The 15,860-nt window shown below is 68.4% G+C and carries 15 protein-coding genes; 6 read left to right on the forward strand and 9 right to left on the reverse strand.

Annotation, left to right across the window (positions count from 1 at the left end):
* Positions 1-72: 72 nt before the first annotated feature.
* The 6 genes from AC3AOF_RS32320 to AC3AOF_RS32345 all read left to right on the forward strand — a co-directional run bounded on the left by AC3AOF_RS32320 (position 73) and on the right by AC3AOF_RS32345 (position 5,537).
* The gene (locus AC3AOF_RS32320; RefSeq protein ID WP_236993301.1) at positions 73-867 is read left to right on the forward strand and encodes a GntR family transcriptional regulator; all 795 of its coding nucleotides are present in this window, start codon (positions 73-75) and stop codon (positions 865-867) included.
* Between the two features lie 384 nt (positions 868-1,251).
* Positions 1,252-2,136: an isocitrate lyase/PEP mutase family protein gene (locus tag AC3AOF_RS32325; protein WP_236993300.1), complete on the forward strand. Its 885-nt coding sequence runs from the start codon at positions 1,252-1,254 to the stop codon at positions 2,134-2,136.
* Between the two features lie 49 nt (positions 2,137-2,185).
* The gene (locus AC3AOF_RS32330; protein WP_488349166.1) at positions 2,186-3,169 is read left to right on the forward strand and encodes an ABC transporter substrate-binding protein; all 984 of its coding nucleotides are present in this window, start codon (positions 2,186-2,188) and stop codon (positions 3,167-3,169) included.
* A 9-nt stretch (positions 3,170-3,178) separates the two neighbouring features.
* Positions 3,179-4,012, forward strand: coding sequence for an ABC transporter ATP-binding protein (locus AC3AOF_RS32335; protein WP_488349167.1), 834 nt, complete (start codon positions 3,179-3,181; stop codon positions 4,010-4,012).
* A complete protein-coding gene (locus tag AC3AOF_RS32340; protein WP_488349168.1) occupies positions 4,009-4,770 on the forward strand; it encodes an ABC transporter permease in 762 nt (253 codons plus the stop codon). Before AC3AOF_RS32335 ends, AC3AOF_RS32340 begins: the two co-directional genes overlap by 4 nt.
* Complete coding sequence (locus tag AC3AOF_RS32345) at positions 4,767-5,537, forward strand: ABC transporter permease (protein WP_488349169.1); 771 nt, start codon at positions 4,767-4,769, stop codon at positions 5,535-5,537. The genes AC3AOF_RS32340 and AC3AOF_RS32345 overlap by 4 nt, the downstream gene beginning before the upstream one ends.
* 151 nt (positions 5,538-5,688) lie before the next feature.
* Here the strand turns inward: AC3AOF_RS32345 and AC3AOF_RS32350 are convergent, their stop codons facing one another.
* From AC3AOF_RS32350 to AC3AOF_RS32390, 9 genes are all read right to left on the reverse strand, one after another.
* A complete protein-coding gene (locus AC3AOF_RS32350; protein ID WP_488349170.1) occupies positions 5,689-6,687 on the reverse strand; it encodes a sugar phosphate isomerase/epimerase family protein in 999 nt (332 codons plus the stop codon).
* Positions 6,688-6,689: 2 nt separating this feature from the next.
* A complete protein-coding gene (gene iolE / locus AC3AOF_RS32355) occupies positions 6,690-7,610 on the reverse strand; it encodes a myo-inosose-2 dehydratase (RefSeq protein WP_236993294.1) in 921 nt (306 codons plus the stop codon).
* Entirely contained in the window at positions 7,607-8,218 is a 612-nt protein-coding gene (locus tag AC3AOF_RS32360; protein ID WP_488349171.1) for a hypothetical protein, read from the reverse strand. Before AC3AOF_RS32360 ends, iolE begins: the two co-directional genes overlap by 4 nt.
* Complete coding sequence (locus AC3AOF_RS32365) at positions 8,215-9,363, reverse strand: ferritin-like domain-containing protein (RefSeq protein ID WP_488349172.1); 1,149 nt, start codon at positions 9,361-9,363, stop codon at positions 8,215-8,217. The genes AC3AOF_RS32360 and AC3AOF_RS32365 overlap by 4 nt, the downstream gene beginning before the upstream one ends.
* A 16-nt stretch (positions 9,364-9,379) precedes the next feature.
* Positions 9,380-11,239 carry a GMC family oxidoreductase gene (locus AC3AOF_RS32370; protein WP_488349173.1) on the reverse strand — a complete coding sequence of 620 codons (1,860 nt, stop codon included), beginning with the start codon at positions 11,237-11,239 and terminating at the stop codon, positions 9,380-9,382.
* Positions 11,226-13,055 (reverse strand): GMC family oxidoreductase, encoded by a 1,830-nt coding sequence (locus AC3AOF_RS32375; RefSeq protein ID WP_488349174.1) that lies wholly within the window; start codon positions 13,053-13,055, stop codon positions 11,226-11,228. The genes AC3AOF_RS32370 and AC3AOF_RS32375 overlap by 14 nt, the downstream gene beginning before the upstream one ends.
* A gap of 26 nt (positions 13,056-13,081) precedes the next feature.
* Positions 13,082-13,480, reverse strand: a complete 399-nt coding sequence (locus AC3AOF_RS32380; RefSeq protein WP_488349175.1) for a hypothetical protein — start codon at positions 13,478-13,480, stop codon at positions 13,082-13,084.
* Between the two features lie 3 nt (positions 13,481-13,483).
* Positions 13,484-14,878 carry a glycoside hydrolase family 15 protein gene (locus AC3AOF_RS32385; RefSeq protein WP_236993289.1) on the reverse strand — a complete coding sequence of 465 codons (1,395 nt, stop codon included), beginning with the start codon at positions 14,876-14,878 and terminating at the stop codon, positions 13,484-13,486.
* Positions 14,879-15,009: 131 nt separating this feature from the next.
* A complete protein-coding gene (locus AC3AOF_RS32390; protein ID WP_236993288.1) occupies positions 15,010-15,447 on the reverse strand; it encodes a lipocalin-like domain-containing protein in 438 nt (145 codons plus the stop codon).
* Between the last annotated feature and the right edge of the window lie 413 nt (positions 15,448-15,860).

The following is a 15,860-nucleotide window of genomic DNA, read 5'->3' on the forward strand; positions in this document are numbered from 1 at the left end:
CCTCTTGTTCGCCAGAGCCTAATCGGGCAAATTTGTCTGGACAAGTGGCCGATCGCAGACTCGGAGGGAATCTTGTCCGGCAGGGCATTGGGGACGCGGGAGCGCGGCCAGGATCGCGGCCAGGATCGCGGCACTGAGGCGGGCCCGCTCAACGAGCGGATCGCGCGGGCGCTCCAGGAGGAGATCCGCGCCGGCCTGCACCCGGTGGGCTCGACGCTGCCGACCGAGACCGCCCTCTGCGCGCGCTTCGAGGCGAGCCGGTTCACGATCCGCGAGGCCCTGCGCAAGCTGGTCGAGAAGGGGCTGGTCGAGCGGCGCCAGGGCGCCGGCTCGACGGTCGTCGCGACGACCGCGCATCCGGGCTTCGCGCAGGTCTTCGACGACCTCGCCGACATGTTCGAATACGCCCGCGACACCCATTTCGACGTCTCGGTCCTGGAGATGGTCCAGATCGACCCGGAGGTCGCCGGATTCGTGCAGGCCCCCGCCGGCTCGTCCTGGCTCAAGGCGGAGGGCGTGCGCTGGACGGCCGGGCGCGACGCGATGATCTGCTTCGTCAGCGTCTACGTGCATGCCCGGTTCGCGCCCCTGCTGACCGACCTGCGCGAGGTGGGCGGTGCGGTCTACGGGCTCGTCGAGGCGCGCTCGGGCGAAGTGATCGCGGAGGCGTTGCAGGAGATCACGGCCCAGCCGATGCCGCCCGCGGTCGCCCGCGCCCTCAAGCGCCCCCGCGGCGCCCCGGCGATGCGCTTCGTGCGCCGCTACTACGACGTCAGCGGCGGCATCATGCTGGCCTCGGTGAACTGGCACCCCGGCGAGCAATGCCGGTACACGACCCGGATCCGGCGGGGGGATTGGCGGGCGTGAGGCGGTTCCGCCACGAAACGCGGCGGTGACGCAAGCCTGTCCTCCTCCTCGCGACCTCATCCTGAGGCGTCAGTCCATCGAAGATGGACTGACCTCGAAGGAGGGCTCCAGAGATCACGGCGGCATCTGGAGCCCTCCTTCGAGGCTCAGCGATCTTCGATCGCCCGCACCTCAGGATGAGGTCGAGGGTGGGATTGTTTGATGAGGCGCTGGCCGTCCCAGCGGCGGCCCTCATGCCCTAACACCGCACCGAATCGCCATTGACAGACCCGAAACACGGAGTAGCCTGTCCGGACAACTGCATCCAAGCAGAGCGCGGACCGGATAGGCCGTGCGCCCCCGCGACGGGGCAGCGGGCCGAGAGGCCCGGCCAGGGAGGAACGGATGGGTCAGGCCCGCCAGATGCGCGCGCTCCTCGCGCGCCCGGAGATGATCGTCGCGCCCGGCGCCTATGACGGCATCACCGCCAAATTCATCGAGCAGGCGGGCTTTCCGGCGGTCTACATGACCGGCGCCGGCACCGCGGCCTCCCTCGGCTATCCGGATTTCGGCCTCGTGACGATGAGCGAGATGGCGGCCAATGCCGGCACCCTCGCGCGTTCCGTCGAGATCCCGGTCATCGCCGATGCCGATACCGGCTACGGCAACGAGCTCAACGTCACCCGCACGGTGCACGAATACGAGATGCGCGGCGTCGCCGGCCTGCACATCGAGGATCAGGTCAGCCCGAAGCGCTGCGGCCATCTCGACGGCAAGGAGATCGTGCCGCGCGAAGAGTTCGTCGCCAAGATCCGCGCCGCGGTGGCGGCGCGGCGGGACACGGATTTCGTCATCATCGCGCGGACCGATTCCCGGGCGGTCGCCGGCTTCGACGAGGCGGTGGCGCGCGCCAACCTCGCCCTCGCCGCCGGCGCCGACATGGCCTTCGTCGAGGCGACGCAGACCCTCGACGAGATGCAGGCGGTGCCGCGCCTCGTGACCGGGCCGTGCCTGCTCAACGTGGTGCGCGGCGGCAAGACGCCCGACATCGACATGCCGGCGGCGCAAGCGATGGGCTACCGGCTCGCGATCCTGCCGAGCCTCCTGTTCGGTGCCGCCATGGAGGCCTTCGACGCGGCGCTCGCCACGCTGAGGGAGACGAACGCACCGCCGGGCTCGGCCGGGGCACCGGCGATCCGCGAGCGCTTCCGCCGCCTCGGCGCCGACCGGTGGGACGGCCTGCGGACCCGCTTCCGCGACGAGCCCGCCCGCGCCGCGGCCGCCGAGTAGGCGGCGCGCCTCGACACCGACGATGCCGGCCGGACAGGGAGAGACGAGAATGATCCTGAGAACCTTGCGTGCCGGAGCTTTGGGTCTGCTGCTCGCAGGCGCCGGCCTCGCCGGGGCGGGCGCCCGCGCCGAGACCATCACGGTCACGCATTGGGGCTCGGCCTTCTACGGCGCGCCCTACGCGGTCGCCCTCGAGAAGGGCTTCTTCAAGAAGCGCGGGCTCGACATCACCGGCTTCCTCACCTCGGCCGGCGGCGGCACCTCGGTGCGCAACACGCTGGCCGGCGAGGTGCCGTACGGCGAGGTCGCGCTGCCGGCCGCCATCCTGGCGATCCAGTCCGGCCAGCCGATCAAGATCATCAGCGGCGGCGTCGAGAGCGTCGAGGACATCCTCTGGATCACGCAGCCCGACGGCACGATCGGCTCGCTCGCCGACATGAAGGGCAAGAAGATCGCCTATACGGCGCCCGGCTCCGTCACCAACATGATCATCCTCAACTGCCTGCAGAAGGCCGGGCTGGAGCAGAAGGACCTGCAGCTCGTGGCGGCGGGCGATCTCGGCGCCAACCTCTCGGCGGTGCTCAATCGGGCGGTCGACGCGGCGATGTCGGGCGAGCCGCTGTGGTCGGGCAACCAGGGCAAGGTCAAGGCGGCGTTCTGGGCCAAGGACTGCATGAACCCGGCACTGACCCAGACCGTCGGCATCACCACGACCGAGTTCGCGAAGACCGGCGGCGACACGCTGCGCGCGCTGATCGAGGCGCGGCGCGAGGGCGTCGCCTACATCAAGGCCCATCCCGACGAGGCGGCCGACATCCTCGCCAAGGCCTATGGCGGCGACGCGAAAGTGTTTCGCGCGGTGTTCAAGCAACTCGTCGGCTTCGAGTATTTCGGCGACGGCCGCCTGCACTACGACAACATGAACCGCATGCTCGACGGCATGAAGCTCGTCGGCCGCCTCAAGAAGCCGGTGGAGTGGGGTCAGGTGGTCGATCCGTCCTTCCTGCCGAAAGACCTCCAGGCCTCGCAGTAAGGAATTGAGATGGCCGTCGTTGCCCTCAGCGCCGATCCACGCAGCGGGATGCCCGCCCAGGCTCGCGAGATCCACGCCGAGCTTCGCGGGGTCACCCGGGTCTACGGCCGGCTCGCCGCGCTCGGGCCCCTCGACCTCGACCTCGTCAAGGGCGAGTTCTTCTCGGTCGTCGGCCCATCCGGCTGCGGCAAGTCCACCCTGCTCGACGTCCTGTCCGGCCTCGGGCGGCCGAATGCCGGCACGGTGACGTTCGAGGGCGCCCCGGTCGCGGGCGTGCCCGACGGAATCGGCATCGTGTTCCAGGAGGACGCCTCGTTCCCCTGGCTCACGGTTCGCGACAACGTCGCCTTCGGCCTGCGCCGGGCCGGCATCGACGCGGCCGAGATCGCCCGCCGGGTCGATTACGCGCTCGGCTTCATGGGGCTGTCCGACTTCGCGCAAGCCTATCCGGCGCAGCTCTCCGGCGGCATGCGCCAGCGGGTCTGCATCGCCCGCACGCTGGTGACGCAACCGCGCCTGATCCTGCTCGACGAGCCGTTCGGGGCGCTCGACCAGCAGACCCGGCTGCTGATGGGCGACGAGCTCCTGCGGCTGTGGCGCGAGACCGGCGCCACGGTGCTCCTCATCACCCACGCCCTCGACGAGGCGGCGATGCTCTCCGACCGCATCGGCGTGATGTCATCGCGGCCCGGCCGCTTCATCGAGACCGTCGAGACCGGCTGGCCGCGGGAGCGCGACAGCCGCATCGTGGCCGACGAGCGCTTCGGCCAGGTGACCGCCCGGCTGTGGTCGCACCTGCGCGAGGAATCGCTGAAGGCGATCGGCAAGAAGAGCGTGTCATGACGCGGGAGCGCGCGATCGTCCTGACCCGGATCGGCTGGATCGCCGGCTTCGTCCTGCTGCTCGAAGCGGTCTGCCGCCTGCACCTCGTCGATCCGCTGACCCTGATCCCGCCGAGCGAGATGATCGCCACGTTGTGGACCATGCTCGCCTCGGGCGAGATCACCGGCGACGTCGCCCGCACCTTCGCGACGGTGGCGGTCGCCGTGGTGCTCGCGGTCGCGATCGGCTTTTCCCTTGGTGTCGCGATCCACGCCCTGCCCCGGATCCGGCAGGGTCTCGACCCGCTGCTCGCCTCCTATTACGCGATCCCGACCTTCGTCTTCTACCCGCTCTTCGTCGCCATCTTCGGCCTCAACAGCGTGCCGCTGATCGTGCTCGGCATGGCGTTCGGGGTGCCGGCGATGATCCTCGCGACCCTCAACGGGCTCGACCGGGTGCCGCGGGTGCTGATGCGCACGGCCCGGGCCCACCGGCTCGGGCGCCTCTCGACGCTTGCCCACGTGGTGATGCCGAGCGCCCTGCCCTACCTGCTCACCGGCGTGAAGCTCGCGCTCGCCTACGCCTTCATCGGCATCATCGCGGGCGAGTTCATCCTGGCCGATGCCGGGCTCGGCCACGCCATCGCCTATGCCTATGACGGCTTCGAGAACCGCACGATGTACGCCCTGATGCTGTTCGTGCTCGTGGTGGTGACCGGCCTCAACATGACCCTGCACGCCTGGGAGGGCCGCCTGATGCGCCGCCGCATCCGCTCGTGAGCACCCCCTCCTCGCTTCCCGCCGCTCCGTCCCGCTCAGGCCTCCTCGACGGTGCGATCACCATCGTGGTTCTCGTCGGCCTCTGGCAGGCGCTCCACGCTTATGCCGGCGACGCGGCGATCGCCTCGCCGCTCGCCGCCCTCCGGCACCTGTCGGGCCTCGCCGCCACCGCGGGGTTCTGGTCGCATGCGCGAGCGACGCTCACCGCCTTCGCGGCGGCGCTCGCGATCTCGGCCGCCCTCGGCATCGGGCTCGGGCTGGTCCTAGGCCTGCGCCGCTTTGCCGGGGAGGTCGCCGAACCGATCCTCGCCGGCCTGTACTCGATTCCCAAGGTCACGCTCTACCCGGTGATCCTGCTGGTCTTCGGCCTCGGCCTCGGTGCCAAGGTGGCGTTCGGGGTGATCCACGGCGTGATCCCGATCACCCTGTTCACCCTCACGGCGGTCAAGGGCATCAACCCGGTGCTGGTTCGCACCGCCCGGGCGATGCGGCTGAGCCAGGCCGAGACGATCCGCACGGTGCTCGCCCCCGCGGTGCTGCCGGAGATCGTCACGGGCCTGCGGGTCGGCTTCTCGCTCACGCTGCTCGGCGTCCTCGTCGGCGAGATGTTCGCGTCGCAGAAGGGGCTCGGGTTCCTGATCGTGAACGGGATCAGCCTGCACAACGTGCAGCAGACGACCGCCGTGATCCTGATGCTGGTGATCGTGGCGGTGGCGGCCAACGGCGCGCTGCTATGGCTCGACCGGCGCCTGTTTCACCGGACCTAAGCAAACTTGCGTTGGCAGGCCAACGCTTCGTCCGCTTAGATCCTTATCTCATCGCAGATTTCTTCCGCAAAACCGGCAGCCACTTTTTCGAAATCTGCTTAGGCACGGAGCGGCGCGATCATGCGGCGCTCCGAGCAGACCCGCGTTCTCCTCACCCCGTCGCCGCCGCCAGCGCCGACATTTGCTCGCGGAAGGCGGCGAGGGCCGCCTCCGCGACGGCGTAGGCGCTCGGGCCGGGGCCGGGAGCATCCTCGCAGGGAATCCAGAACTTGCGCCGTGTCTGCCGCAGCGACCCGAGGAAGGGCGGCACGGCGTTGAACACTTCGAGCAGGTAGGGCCCGGTATAATGCGGGACGATCGGCTCCAGGAACGTGCGCCAGGGAATCCAGCTGTCGGCGATCACGCCGCGGTCGGGGGCCGACACGTGGACGTAATGAAGCCGGCGTTCGGCCACCGCATCGGCGATGCCCTTGCGGAATGCGCCCGGCCCGTCGCTGCCGAGCAGGACGTGCGCGCTGTCCACGCACACGCCCAGGCGGGGGTTCGAGACGTGCCGGAGGAAGTCCATCACGTCCGCCACCATGTTCGGCGCCGGCGTTTCCCAGTGATCGACCGGTTCGATCGCCAGCGTGACGCCGTGCTCGCCGGCATAGTCGGCGAGTTCCCGAAGGACCGGAGCGGCGAGTTCGTAGCGCGGCGCGAGCCACGTCTGCAGCGCGTCGCTCCACAGCGGCTCGTTGAAGTCGGTGGTGGGGAAGACGCCGTAGGGGAACACGATCGGGCCGGCGAGCATCGCCCCGCCGAGCGCGACGGTGATGTCGACCCGCGACTTGAGATAGGCCAGGGCGGCGTCGCGCTGCTCCTTCCACGGCGAGGTCGGATCGAAGGTCCGGGTCGTGCCGACATTGGTGGCGATCCGCAGGTCGTCCAGGCCGGCAGCGGCGAGCCGGCGGCGCAGGCGCCGGTAGCTGTCGACCTCCGCCGCGTGGTCGAGGGTCGGCGTCGGCGCGATCGGCAGATCGAACCCGTCATAGCCCATGTCCAGGAGCGCCCGCATGTGACGGATGATCATCTCGGAATAGACGACGTCGTCGGGCCGCAGGTCGGCCGTGAACATGAAAAAGCTGAGATAGACCTCGGGATGCGGCATGATCAGAACCCCAACGTCGCACGGAGGTATTCGCGGGCCATCCTGGCGTAGCGGAGCGGATTGGCCTTGGCCGGATCCTGCTCCGCCTCGACCACGATCCAGCCGGCGAAATCGTGTCTGGCAAGCGCTTCGAAGATCGGCGGGAAGTCGATGCACCCGTCCGGATCGCCCGGCACGGTGAACACGCCGTTCTCGACCGCCGTCTGGAACGACCAGTTCTGCGTGCGGGCCCGCTCGACGATCTCGGCGCGGTTGTTCTTGAGATGGATGTGCTTGATGCGCTTGCCGTGCTTGTTCGCGACGTGGAGAGGATCGACGCCGGCGAAATAGAGGTGCCCGGTATCGAGCAGCAGGTGCACCAGGTCCGGCGCGGTGCCATGCATCAGGCGGTCGATATCCGCCGCGACGTTGACCCCCGTTCCCATATGCGGGTGGTAGCAAAGGCGCTTGCCGCGATCGTTCGCCATGCGGCCGATCTCGTTCAGCCCGTCGCACAGGTGCTTCCACTGCCTGTCGTCGAAGATCGGCCGGTTGGCGAACACCGCGATCGGCTGCGGGTTGGCGGCGCCGCCGAACTCCGCCACCACCAGATCGTGCCCGCCGACGGCGTCGAGGAAATCGAGCTGCTGGCGCACGGTGGCGATCGTCTGCGCATGGCCCTCGGGGATCGTGAAATAGGTGCTCACCCAGGGTTCGGAGACCGTGAGGCCGCGCAGGTCGAGCTCGGCCTTCAGGACGCACGGATCCTTCGGGTATTTGTGCCCGACGCTGCACCCCTCGTAGCCGGCGAGCGCCATCTCGCTGACGCATTGCCCGAAGGTGATGCCGATGTCGATCGACCAGAAATCGTCGTTCCACCACAGTGTCGGCGTGACGCCGATCCTGACCTTGTCCCGCTTGAGCTTGGGTGGCTGGGCAGTCATTTCGGGAAGTCTCCGGAATGGGGCGGCGGATGTTCCGATTTCGGGGCGTGATGCGGGGCGACGTGGCCCTCGCGGACCTGCGTCACCATCGGGCCGGGGTCGTGTCCACCGCCGGGACCGCTTCCGCGGCCACCCGTCGAGGCCGCGAGGGAACAGCTGAAGGCCGGAATGGACGGGGGCCTGGCCCAGGATCCATAGCCCGGCGCCTTGGCTCCCGGCGGATGGGCGCCGATGGCGGTCCACAGCAGGCCCTCGGCATAGGCTGCGGGCGTGACCATGCGGGAGGTGTTGCTGGCGCGGGCGCCGAACTTCTCCGTCCAGCTTCGCGGCAGCTCGTACCAGATGCCGATATACCACATCTTGATGATCGCGCGGGCGACCGGGCCGAGATACTCGTCGCCGAGGATCTTGTGGCGCAGGTCGACGATGCGATCGGGACCGGTCTTGAGGGTGCCGTAGCGCGCCAGGAGTTCGTCGAAGGCGGCGCCCGAGGCGGCGCGCGCGGCCTCGGCATAGTTCTCCGCCTGGCCCGTGCCGAGCAGCTCGAACCGCGTGAAGCAGGTCATCTCGACCGAGAAGTCGAGGAAATCGCTCAGATAGGCGGTCATGCCGGTTCCTCGACATGGGGCTCGGCATCGGGTTCGCAGGGGGATTGGCCCTGCGATCGTCCGTGCGGGCAGACTTCGAAGGTCGGGGCGGCGTTGAACGGCGAAGACTCGCTGAGCGGATTGCGGATGAGCCGGTTCATCGCGTTGCGCAATTCGAACATCATCGGCACGCCGCCCTCCAGCAACTGCGGCTCCCCGGTGAAGGCGCGTTGCAGCAGGTGCAGGAAGCCGCGATAGGCGTCGTTGAAGGCTTTTGCCGCCGCCTCCGCTTCCGAGCCGGGCTCGTAATCGGTCATCTTGGCATTGGCCTTGAGCGGGTAGACCGCGTCCCAGTCCACATCCAGCGCGGGCCCGGTCGGCGTGAACGGAGGCGTGCCGGTATCGTCGGATTTCTGGAAGTAGCGGCCGCATTTCAGCTGCATGTAGCGGTAGTAATGCGCCAGCTCGCCCTGGTCGCCATAGATGCTCTTCAGCTCGCCCTCGCCCTGCTCGATGATGAGGTCGATCGCCGTTTCCGCGCTCTTGAGATCCGTCACCGGGGTCAGCGAGCCGCCGCCCGAATAATAATACTCGGACGTGACTTGCCTTCTGGGATCGCCGCAGAACATTTTCTCGCCCATCTGCGCGTAGACGTTCGAGAATCCTTTTTTGACCGCGTCGTAGAATTCGCCGATGCTGTAGAAGACGAAATCCGTCTGGGTCGGATGGCACGTGATGTAATGACGGCTTTCGGCCGTCACCTCCGGTCGATACAGGAGCTGCATGTCGGGCTCCGGGGCGAGGCGCGGTCGCTCGATCTTGAGGAAGGTGTCGATCGCGTCGCGCGAGAACGGCTGCAGGCCGACCCGGAAATCCGTCTCGCCGTCCGGAAGGAAGGCGGGATAGCACGGGACGAAGTCGTCGGCGGTCACCCGCGGCGTGCCGCCGATGGCGTTGAGGAGGTTCGCGGCCAGGACGAGATGGAGCATTTCCTCGACCGCCACCACACGCAGCACCTGGGCGGCATCCGGGTTCGTGCCGGGCTTGATCGAGTACAGAGCGGTCAGGTAGGGCGGGATCGTCGCATGTTCCAGCTTCATCGCGGTGTGCAGATACGATCGAAGCGTGTCGATGTCGGTGATCGGCTTGGCTTGCTTGGATTTCATGATCGGCGTTCCTTCGTCAGGCCGCGGTCCTGTACTGGCCGGTCGCCAGATGGGACAGCATGGCCTCGGCGCTGCGGAAGCAGAGCGCGGCGAGGGTGAGGGTCGTGTTGGCCGTCGCGATGGTCGGCATGCTGCCGGCGCCGACGAGATACAGGTTGTCGTGCTCCCAGGAGCGCTGATACGCGTCGACGACGGAGCTATGCTTGTCGTTGCCCATCACGTGCGTGCCGGCGATGTGATTGCCGCCGCGGATGACGTAGCCCTCCCCCTCGTAGGGAACGTAGCCGTAATCGGCAGGGTCGTAGGCCGTGTAGTCGGCGGCTCCGAGCCGCTGGAACACCATCCGGGCGAACTGGCGCGCATAGGCCGCGCCGCGCATCGTGTAGTCCGGAATGTTGTAGGAGATGATCGGCCGCATGTTGCCGAGCGCATCCGTGAAGGTCGGGTCGACGCTGACCCGGTTGCTCTCGTTCGGCATCACCTCGATCATGAAGGCGAGCTGCAACTGGCGCGACACGCGGTCGATCAGCCCCTGGCGCAGCTCGCCGCCGAACTTGTTCTGGTTGTCGACGAGCTCGATCAGGTCGGAATAGGGCGAGCCGACGGCCCATCCCCAGCCGTCGTTGTGGATGTCGACGCTGAAGGCGGCCTGGTGCCGGCGGAAGTTGCCGCCGCGCAGCTCGACGATGCCGCCCGTGCAGTTGGTGCCGCGCATCACGCCGCAGATCTCGGGCATCACCGCCCAGCTCAGCAGGTAGGCGTGATCCATCAGGTTGCGGCCCATCAGCCCGCTGCGGCCGGGAAGGCCCGAGGCCAGCATGAGCCGCGGATTCTCGATCGCGTTGGCGGCCAGCACGTAGAGGGTGCCCCGGGCGACGTGGCGCTTGCCCGACGGTACCTTGGGATCGCTGTAATGCTGGAACTCGATTCCCGTGACCCGGCCGGAATCGGAATCGACCAGGACGCGCGACGCCACCGCCTGCCGCACGATGCGGACCCGGCCGTTCTTCACCGCGGCCGCGAGGGTCTTGCCGGCATTGTACTTCGCCTGGACCGGGCAGAGCGGGACGCAGGCGTTGTTGCCCTGGCAGCGCCCGCCCATGTCGGACTGGTGGTCGCTCACCGCCAGGACCGGCTCGAAGCCCTTTTTGTTGTCGTAGTCCGGATTGGGAATCCCGTTGCGCGCCTGCGGGAAGGGTCGGACCTTGAGTGCGAAGCTCTCGCCGTAGAGCTCGACATTCGTGCCGCGGATACCCTTGTCGACCTGCTCGTCGAGGTAGGAGAGCGGCAGGCCGTGCATCGGAAACACGTAGTTCGGATCGCTGAAAAACGTGCCGAGATATTCCGTATCCTTGCGGTTCGCCGACACGCCCATCTCGCGCTCGGCCTTGCAGTAATAGGGTTCGAGGTCCTCGTTGGTGATCGGCCAGTCGACACCTCTTCCGTAGAGAGTCTGCATCTGGAAGTCCTCCGGAAGCATCCGGATGACCTTCCCCTCCCAGTGCATCGTCGTCCCGCCGAGCACCCGGGTATAGGTCGTGTCCGAGCCGTAGGGCCCGGTCTGGACCAGGTAGGCGCTGGTATCCGGGCGGCCGGGGGTGATCTTGTGCACGTCGCCGCTGCGCGGCATCGGCGCGTTGGGGTTGGGGCCGAAGGGGGATTGGTTGTCCTTCGACGCGGTGCCGTAGAACCGTTCGAGGTAATCCTCGTAGCGCTCGCCGACGCCCGCCTCCAGGATCAGGACGGACTTGCCCGCCTCGGCGAGCTGCCTGGCGATGATCGCCCCGGAGATCCCCGATCCGACGATCACGGCGTCGAAGGTCACGCCGTCGATGGCCGTCGGATCGGTGTTCGACGCGTCGTCAGGCAGCAGCATGGCCGGGCCCTTGCTTGAAGGTGGCGAGGATGTGATCGGCGGTCCGCAGCGCCAGCGCGGCGATCGTGAGCGTCGGGTTAGACGTGCCCATCGTCACCATGCTGCCGCCGCCGACCGCGAAGAGGTTGGGATGGCCCCAGACGCGCTGGTACGGGTCGACGACGGAAGTCGCCGGGTCGTCCCCCATCGCGTGCGTGCCGGCGAAGTGGCCCATCCCGTGGTAGCGGAAGGTTTCGCCCTCGAAGCTGACCGAGGGGAACCAGTTCTCGTCGATGCCGGTACGGTCCTCGATCCCGGCACGCCGAAAGATCGCGCGGCTCACCCGCGCGGCGGCCGCCATCCCGGCCTTGGTGTAGGCGTCGATCCGGTAGTCGATGATCGGCAGCGGGTTGCCGATGGGGTCGAGATGGGCGGGATCGATGCTGATCCGGTTCTCGCGGTCGGGCAGTTGCTCGACCGCGAGCGACAGGCGCACCTGGCGCGGGAGGATGTCGGTCAGGGCGGCCCGCAGCTTCGCCCCGTACAGGCCCCGCTTCAGCACCGCGTCGGCCACGGTGGAGTCGGGCGCGCCGGTGGTGGCGCGCCAGCCGTCGTTGCCGATGTCGTAGCGGAACGCCGCGTGCTCGCTGCGGAAGCGGCCGCCGCGGCAATCCTCGATGCCGGAGGTCGAGAGCGGCCCCCGGAAGGCGCCGACCGGCCGGGGCGCCAACCCCCAGGCATAGAGCGCCGGATGGTCCATCAAGCCCCGGCCGACCCCGCCCCCGGCGATGCCGGAGGCCAGCAGCAGCTTGGCGTTCTCGATCGTGTGCGCCGCCAGGACGTAGACGCGCGCCGTCACCGATGCGAGCGTGAAGGCGGTCGAGGCCGGGTCGTCGTAGCGCTTGTACTCGATCCGCTGCACCGTCCCGTCCGCCGGATCGGTCACGATCGTGCTGGCGACCGCCTGCGCACGCACCTGGAGGCCGCCCTCGATCGCACCGGCGAGGGTCTTGCCGGCATGGTAGCGCGCCTGGATCGGGCAGATCGGCGTGCAGGCGGTGTTGCCGGCGCAGCGCTCGCCGAGGCTCTGCTCGACCTGCACGCCGCGGTCGCGGATGTCGATCGCGCCCTGCGGACGGTAGCCGGCCCGCGGCACGCCGTTGCGGGCGGCCGGATAGCCGCGGACCTTGAGGCTGATCCGCTCCGTACCGACCGTCACTTCGAGCCCGTCGATGCCGGTGGCCAGTTCCCGGTCGGACCAGCTCGGCGGGATCCGGCGCATCGGGTAATCGTAGCCGTCCTCGAACGTGACCCCGAGATAGCGCTGCTCCGCGACGTCGCCGGACACGCCGATCGCCCGTTCGGCCGCGGCGTAATAGGGGGCGACGTCGCCGTAGCCGAGCGGCCAGTCGCGGGCGACGCCGTGCTCGGACTGCATCGCGAAGTCTTCGGGGAGCATGCGCAGAGAGACGCCGAGCCAGTGCAGGGTCGATCCGCCCCAGCGGCGCGTATAGGAGCTACCGTAGAGGTGCGGGCCGCGCTGGATGAAGTAGCCTGGTTGCGGCGTCTCGGGGTGAGCAAGGTCGATTTGCTTGAGATAGGCCGTGTCGGCCTGCGGCGCGGCCTTCGCGGGCGTCCAGGGCGATTCCGGGCCCTTGGCCTGGGCGGCGTAGAATTGCCGGAGATGATCCGTGTAGCCGTCGAAGCGGCGGACCGTGTCCGGTCCGGCTTCCAGGACCAGCACCCGCAGACGGGCGCCCGTCAGCGCATCGGCGATGAGCGCGCCGGCCACGCCCGCGCCCACGATGACGACGTCGAAGTGGTCCGGGGGGGACATGTCTGGGGGGGTCATGTCTGGGGGGGTCATGGCGACGGCTCCAGCGCCCAGGCTGCGTAGCCCTGCGGCTCGGCACCCGCCGGATGCGCACCGGCGGCGCGCCACATCAGGCCGGCCTGGTAGGCGGCGGGCGAGATCACGCCGGCGGGCGGCTTCGAGGTTGCCGGCACCCCGGGCACGACCGTCCACGACCCCGTGTACCAGAGCAGGATCAGGGTGCGCGCGAGCGGACCCAGCCGCGCATCGTCCATGATCGCGTCGTCGTCGCCCCCCGCGGCGAGCAGGCCGTCGAGCAGCCCCGGCGGCAGGCGCGCATCGGCGGCGGCGACATACGCCTCGGCCATGCCGGTCGCCCGGAGGTCGAACACGGACCAGCCGGTCAGCCGGGCGGACAGGTCGAGGAAGCGCGCGGTCCGGTCCGCCATGGCTCAGCCCTCCACCGCTTGCCCGGTCCGGGCGCGCACCGCGGAGAGGAAGGCGGCGTAGCTCCAGGTCAGGTTCCGAACGCTCTTCTCGTAGCCGCTGGTATTGTCGAACTGCTCGCTCAGCTCGAGATGGTTGCTGTGGAACACGATGGCACGCAGGATGGCGTCGCCGGCCGTCCGGAGCGCCTGCGCGGCCGGGGCCGCCGCCGTGCCGGCCCCGACACCGACCTGGCCGAAGAAGTCGCGGGAGAGTTCGTCCAGGGGAACCCGCCCGCCGGCATCGACGGCGTTCGCGACGCGATAGTAGAGCTCGGCGAGGTTGCAGCTGCAGAGCGCCCAAGGGTGGCCGCCCTGCTCCGCGTCGCGGGTGTTGCCGTCGTAGATGTCGCCGGGATAGCGGCCGAGCAACGGCCCGAATCCGCGCCGCGCATCGTCCCCGTTGATCCGGTAGAACACCGCCGAGGCCGGATCGGCCCACTGGGCGCGCAGCTTCGCGGCGGTCGCCAGCAGCCTGGGATCGGTCGGCGGGACCGCGCCGTAGAGGCAGGCGCCGATGACGTCGATGTTGAAGTCGTAGCCGGCATCGGCGGCAAGCGGCGGGTCGGCGTCCAGGACGGAGAGGTAGGCGGTCCCGTTCCAGTGCCGGTCGAGGGCATCGGCCAGCCACGCGATGGCGGCATCGGTCCCCGCCGGGACCGGAATGCCGAGCGTGTTGGCCGCGATCTCCCGGAAGCAGCGGAGCTGCACCGAGCGGGCAAAGAACGACAACCCCTTGTGCTCCTCCCACAGATTCATGGTGGCCTGCCGGTAGACCCCGAGGAGATAGTCGAGATTGATCCGGATGAGTTCGTTCGCGACGGCGCGCGTCGGCGCGTCGAGCCGGTCGTAGACGCCGATCACGGCGATGGTCTGGAGGGCGGGACCGTCGCTCTGCTCGCTCCAGGGCCGCGGGCGCCCGTCGACGGTGAAGCAGGCGTGACCGAGCGTCAGCTGCGTGTCCCGCTTCGCGGCCTCCTGCACGTTTTCCTGGCACAGGCGCGAGAAGGTGACGTAGTCGATCAGGCTCTGCGCGCCGCCGACCGCCGGCGCCGGACCCTGCGCGGCGGCGATCTCGATCGCCGTGATGGCGGCGTCGCGCACCCAGTGGAACACGTAATCCTGGTCGATACCTGGCGTGATCCGGGGATAGGACGGCGAGGCGATCACGCAACCGGGCTTCGAGAGCGCACCGCCGACCGGTTCGACGATGATGTACCCGGCCGACGTGACGTTGCGCATCATCAGCGCGAACATGTGCTGAGCGATGACGTCGAGATCGGCGTTGCCCGCTATGGCGGGTTTGGCGACCTCGCCGTCGCCCAAGCCCGATTGAGCGCGCGTCCGGTTGAGTGTTCCCACGCCGCATCCCCATCGATCGACGGACCGAATCGGCATCGCCTGCCGACGTCCCGAGCTTTACGACAGCCGGCCAATCGAGAGCCGGTTAATCGACGATTTTACCGAGAGAGACGACCTGGATCGGCGACGCCTTACTTGACGTGGCCGCGCCTCGACCAGCTCAGGGCGTTCGTGACGTCGCCGGACGGCAGATGCTGAACCGGCGTATGCAGAGTCAGGATATGGTCGACGAGCGTGAACGGACGGACTTGTCTCTGCCCCGTCCATCCCGGGAACAGACTCGCGGTGATGTGATGGACGACTTCGTCCCCGTTGACCTCGAACGTGCCGAAATAGGCAAGGCAGGTCGAGTACGCGGTGGCCCGCTCCTCCACCGTTCCCCCGTTGAGCGGATCGCCCGTATCGATCGTCGGCCGGTTCGCGGCCGCGATCTGCACCGCCATGTTGCCGTCATGGGTGTAGATCAGAGATCCCACCGCATGCTCGCCGATCGGATAAGTAATGGACCCGGCGGCATCTTTTCGCTGCCACGCAATCAGGTCCCAACAACCAATAAGCCCTTTTGTCATCGCCGACTCCTTTCGGGACGGATCAAGACATGGACACTTGCGGTTGTGACTTAGAGTGCCTGGCGCGCACTTTGTCAACCAGCAAATCCCCCAGTCGACGGCGCGACCGGGAGCGAATTTCATCGTCTCCGGCAGCAAAGCAACCGAAAACTTCTTCGGTCATAAAATTGTCAATTGGAACAATCGCCTGGCATAAGGCCGCACTCCTTGTCCGGACACGAAGGCTACAGCTGGAAGCGAGGCGTTCGAACCGGGGGCAACCATCTCCGGAAGAACCGACGAGATCGGCCGCCCAGCCGGCATCCCACGCATTTTTACTTATCATTAATCTCGTCCGAGGGCCGGTCGGCGAGGCCGCACCCCTTCGGCAGGCGCGGAATCCGGTGGCGGCCGCATCGGCGGGCCGCTCCACC

The sequence above is a fragment of the Methylobacterium sp. 142-1Y genome (assembly GCF_057747795.1).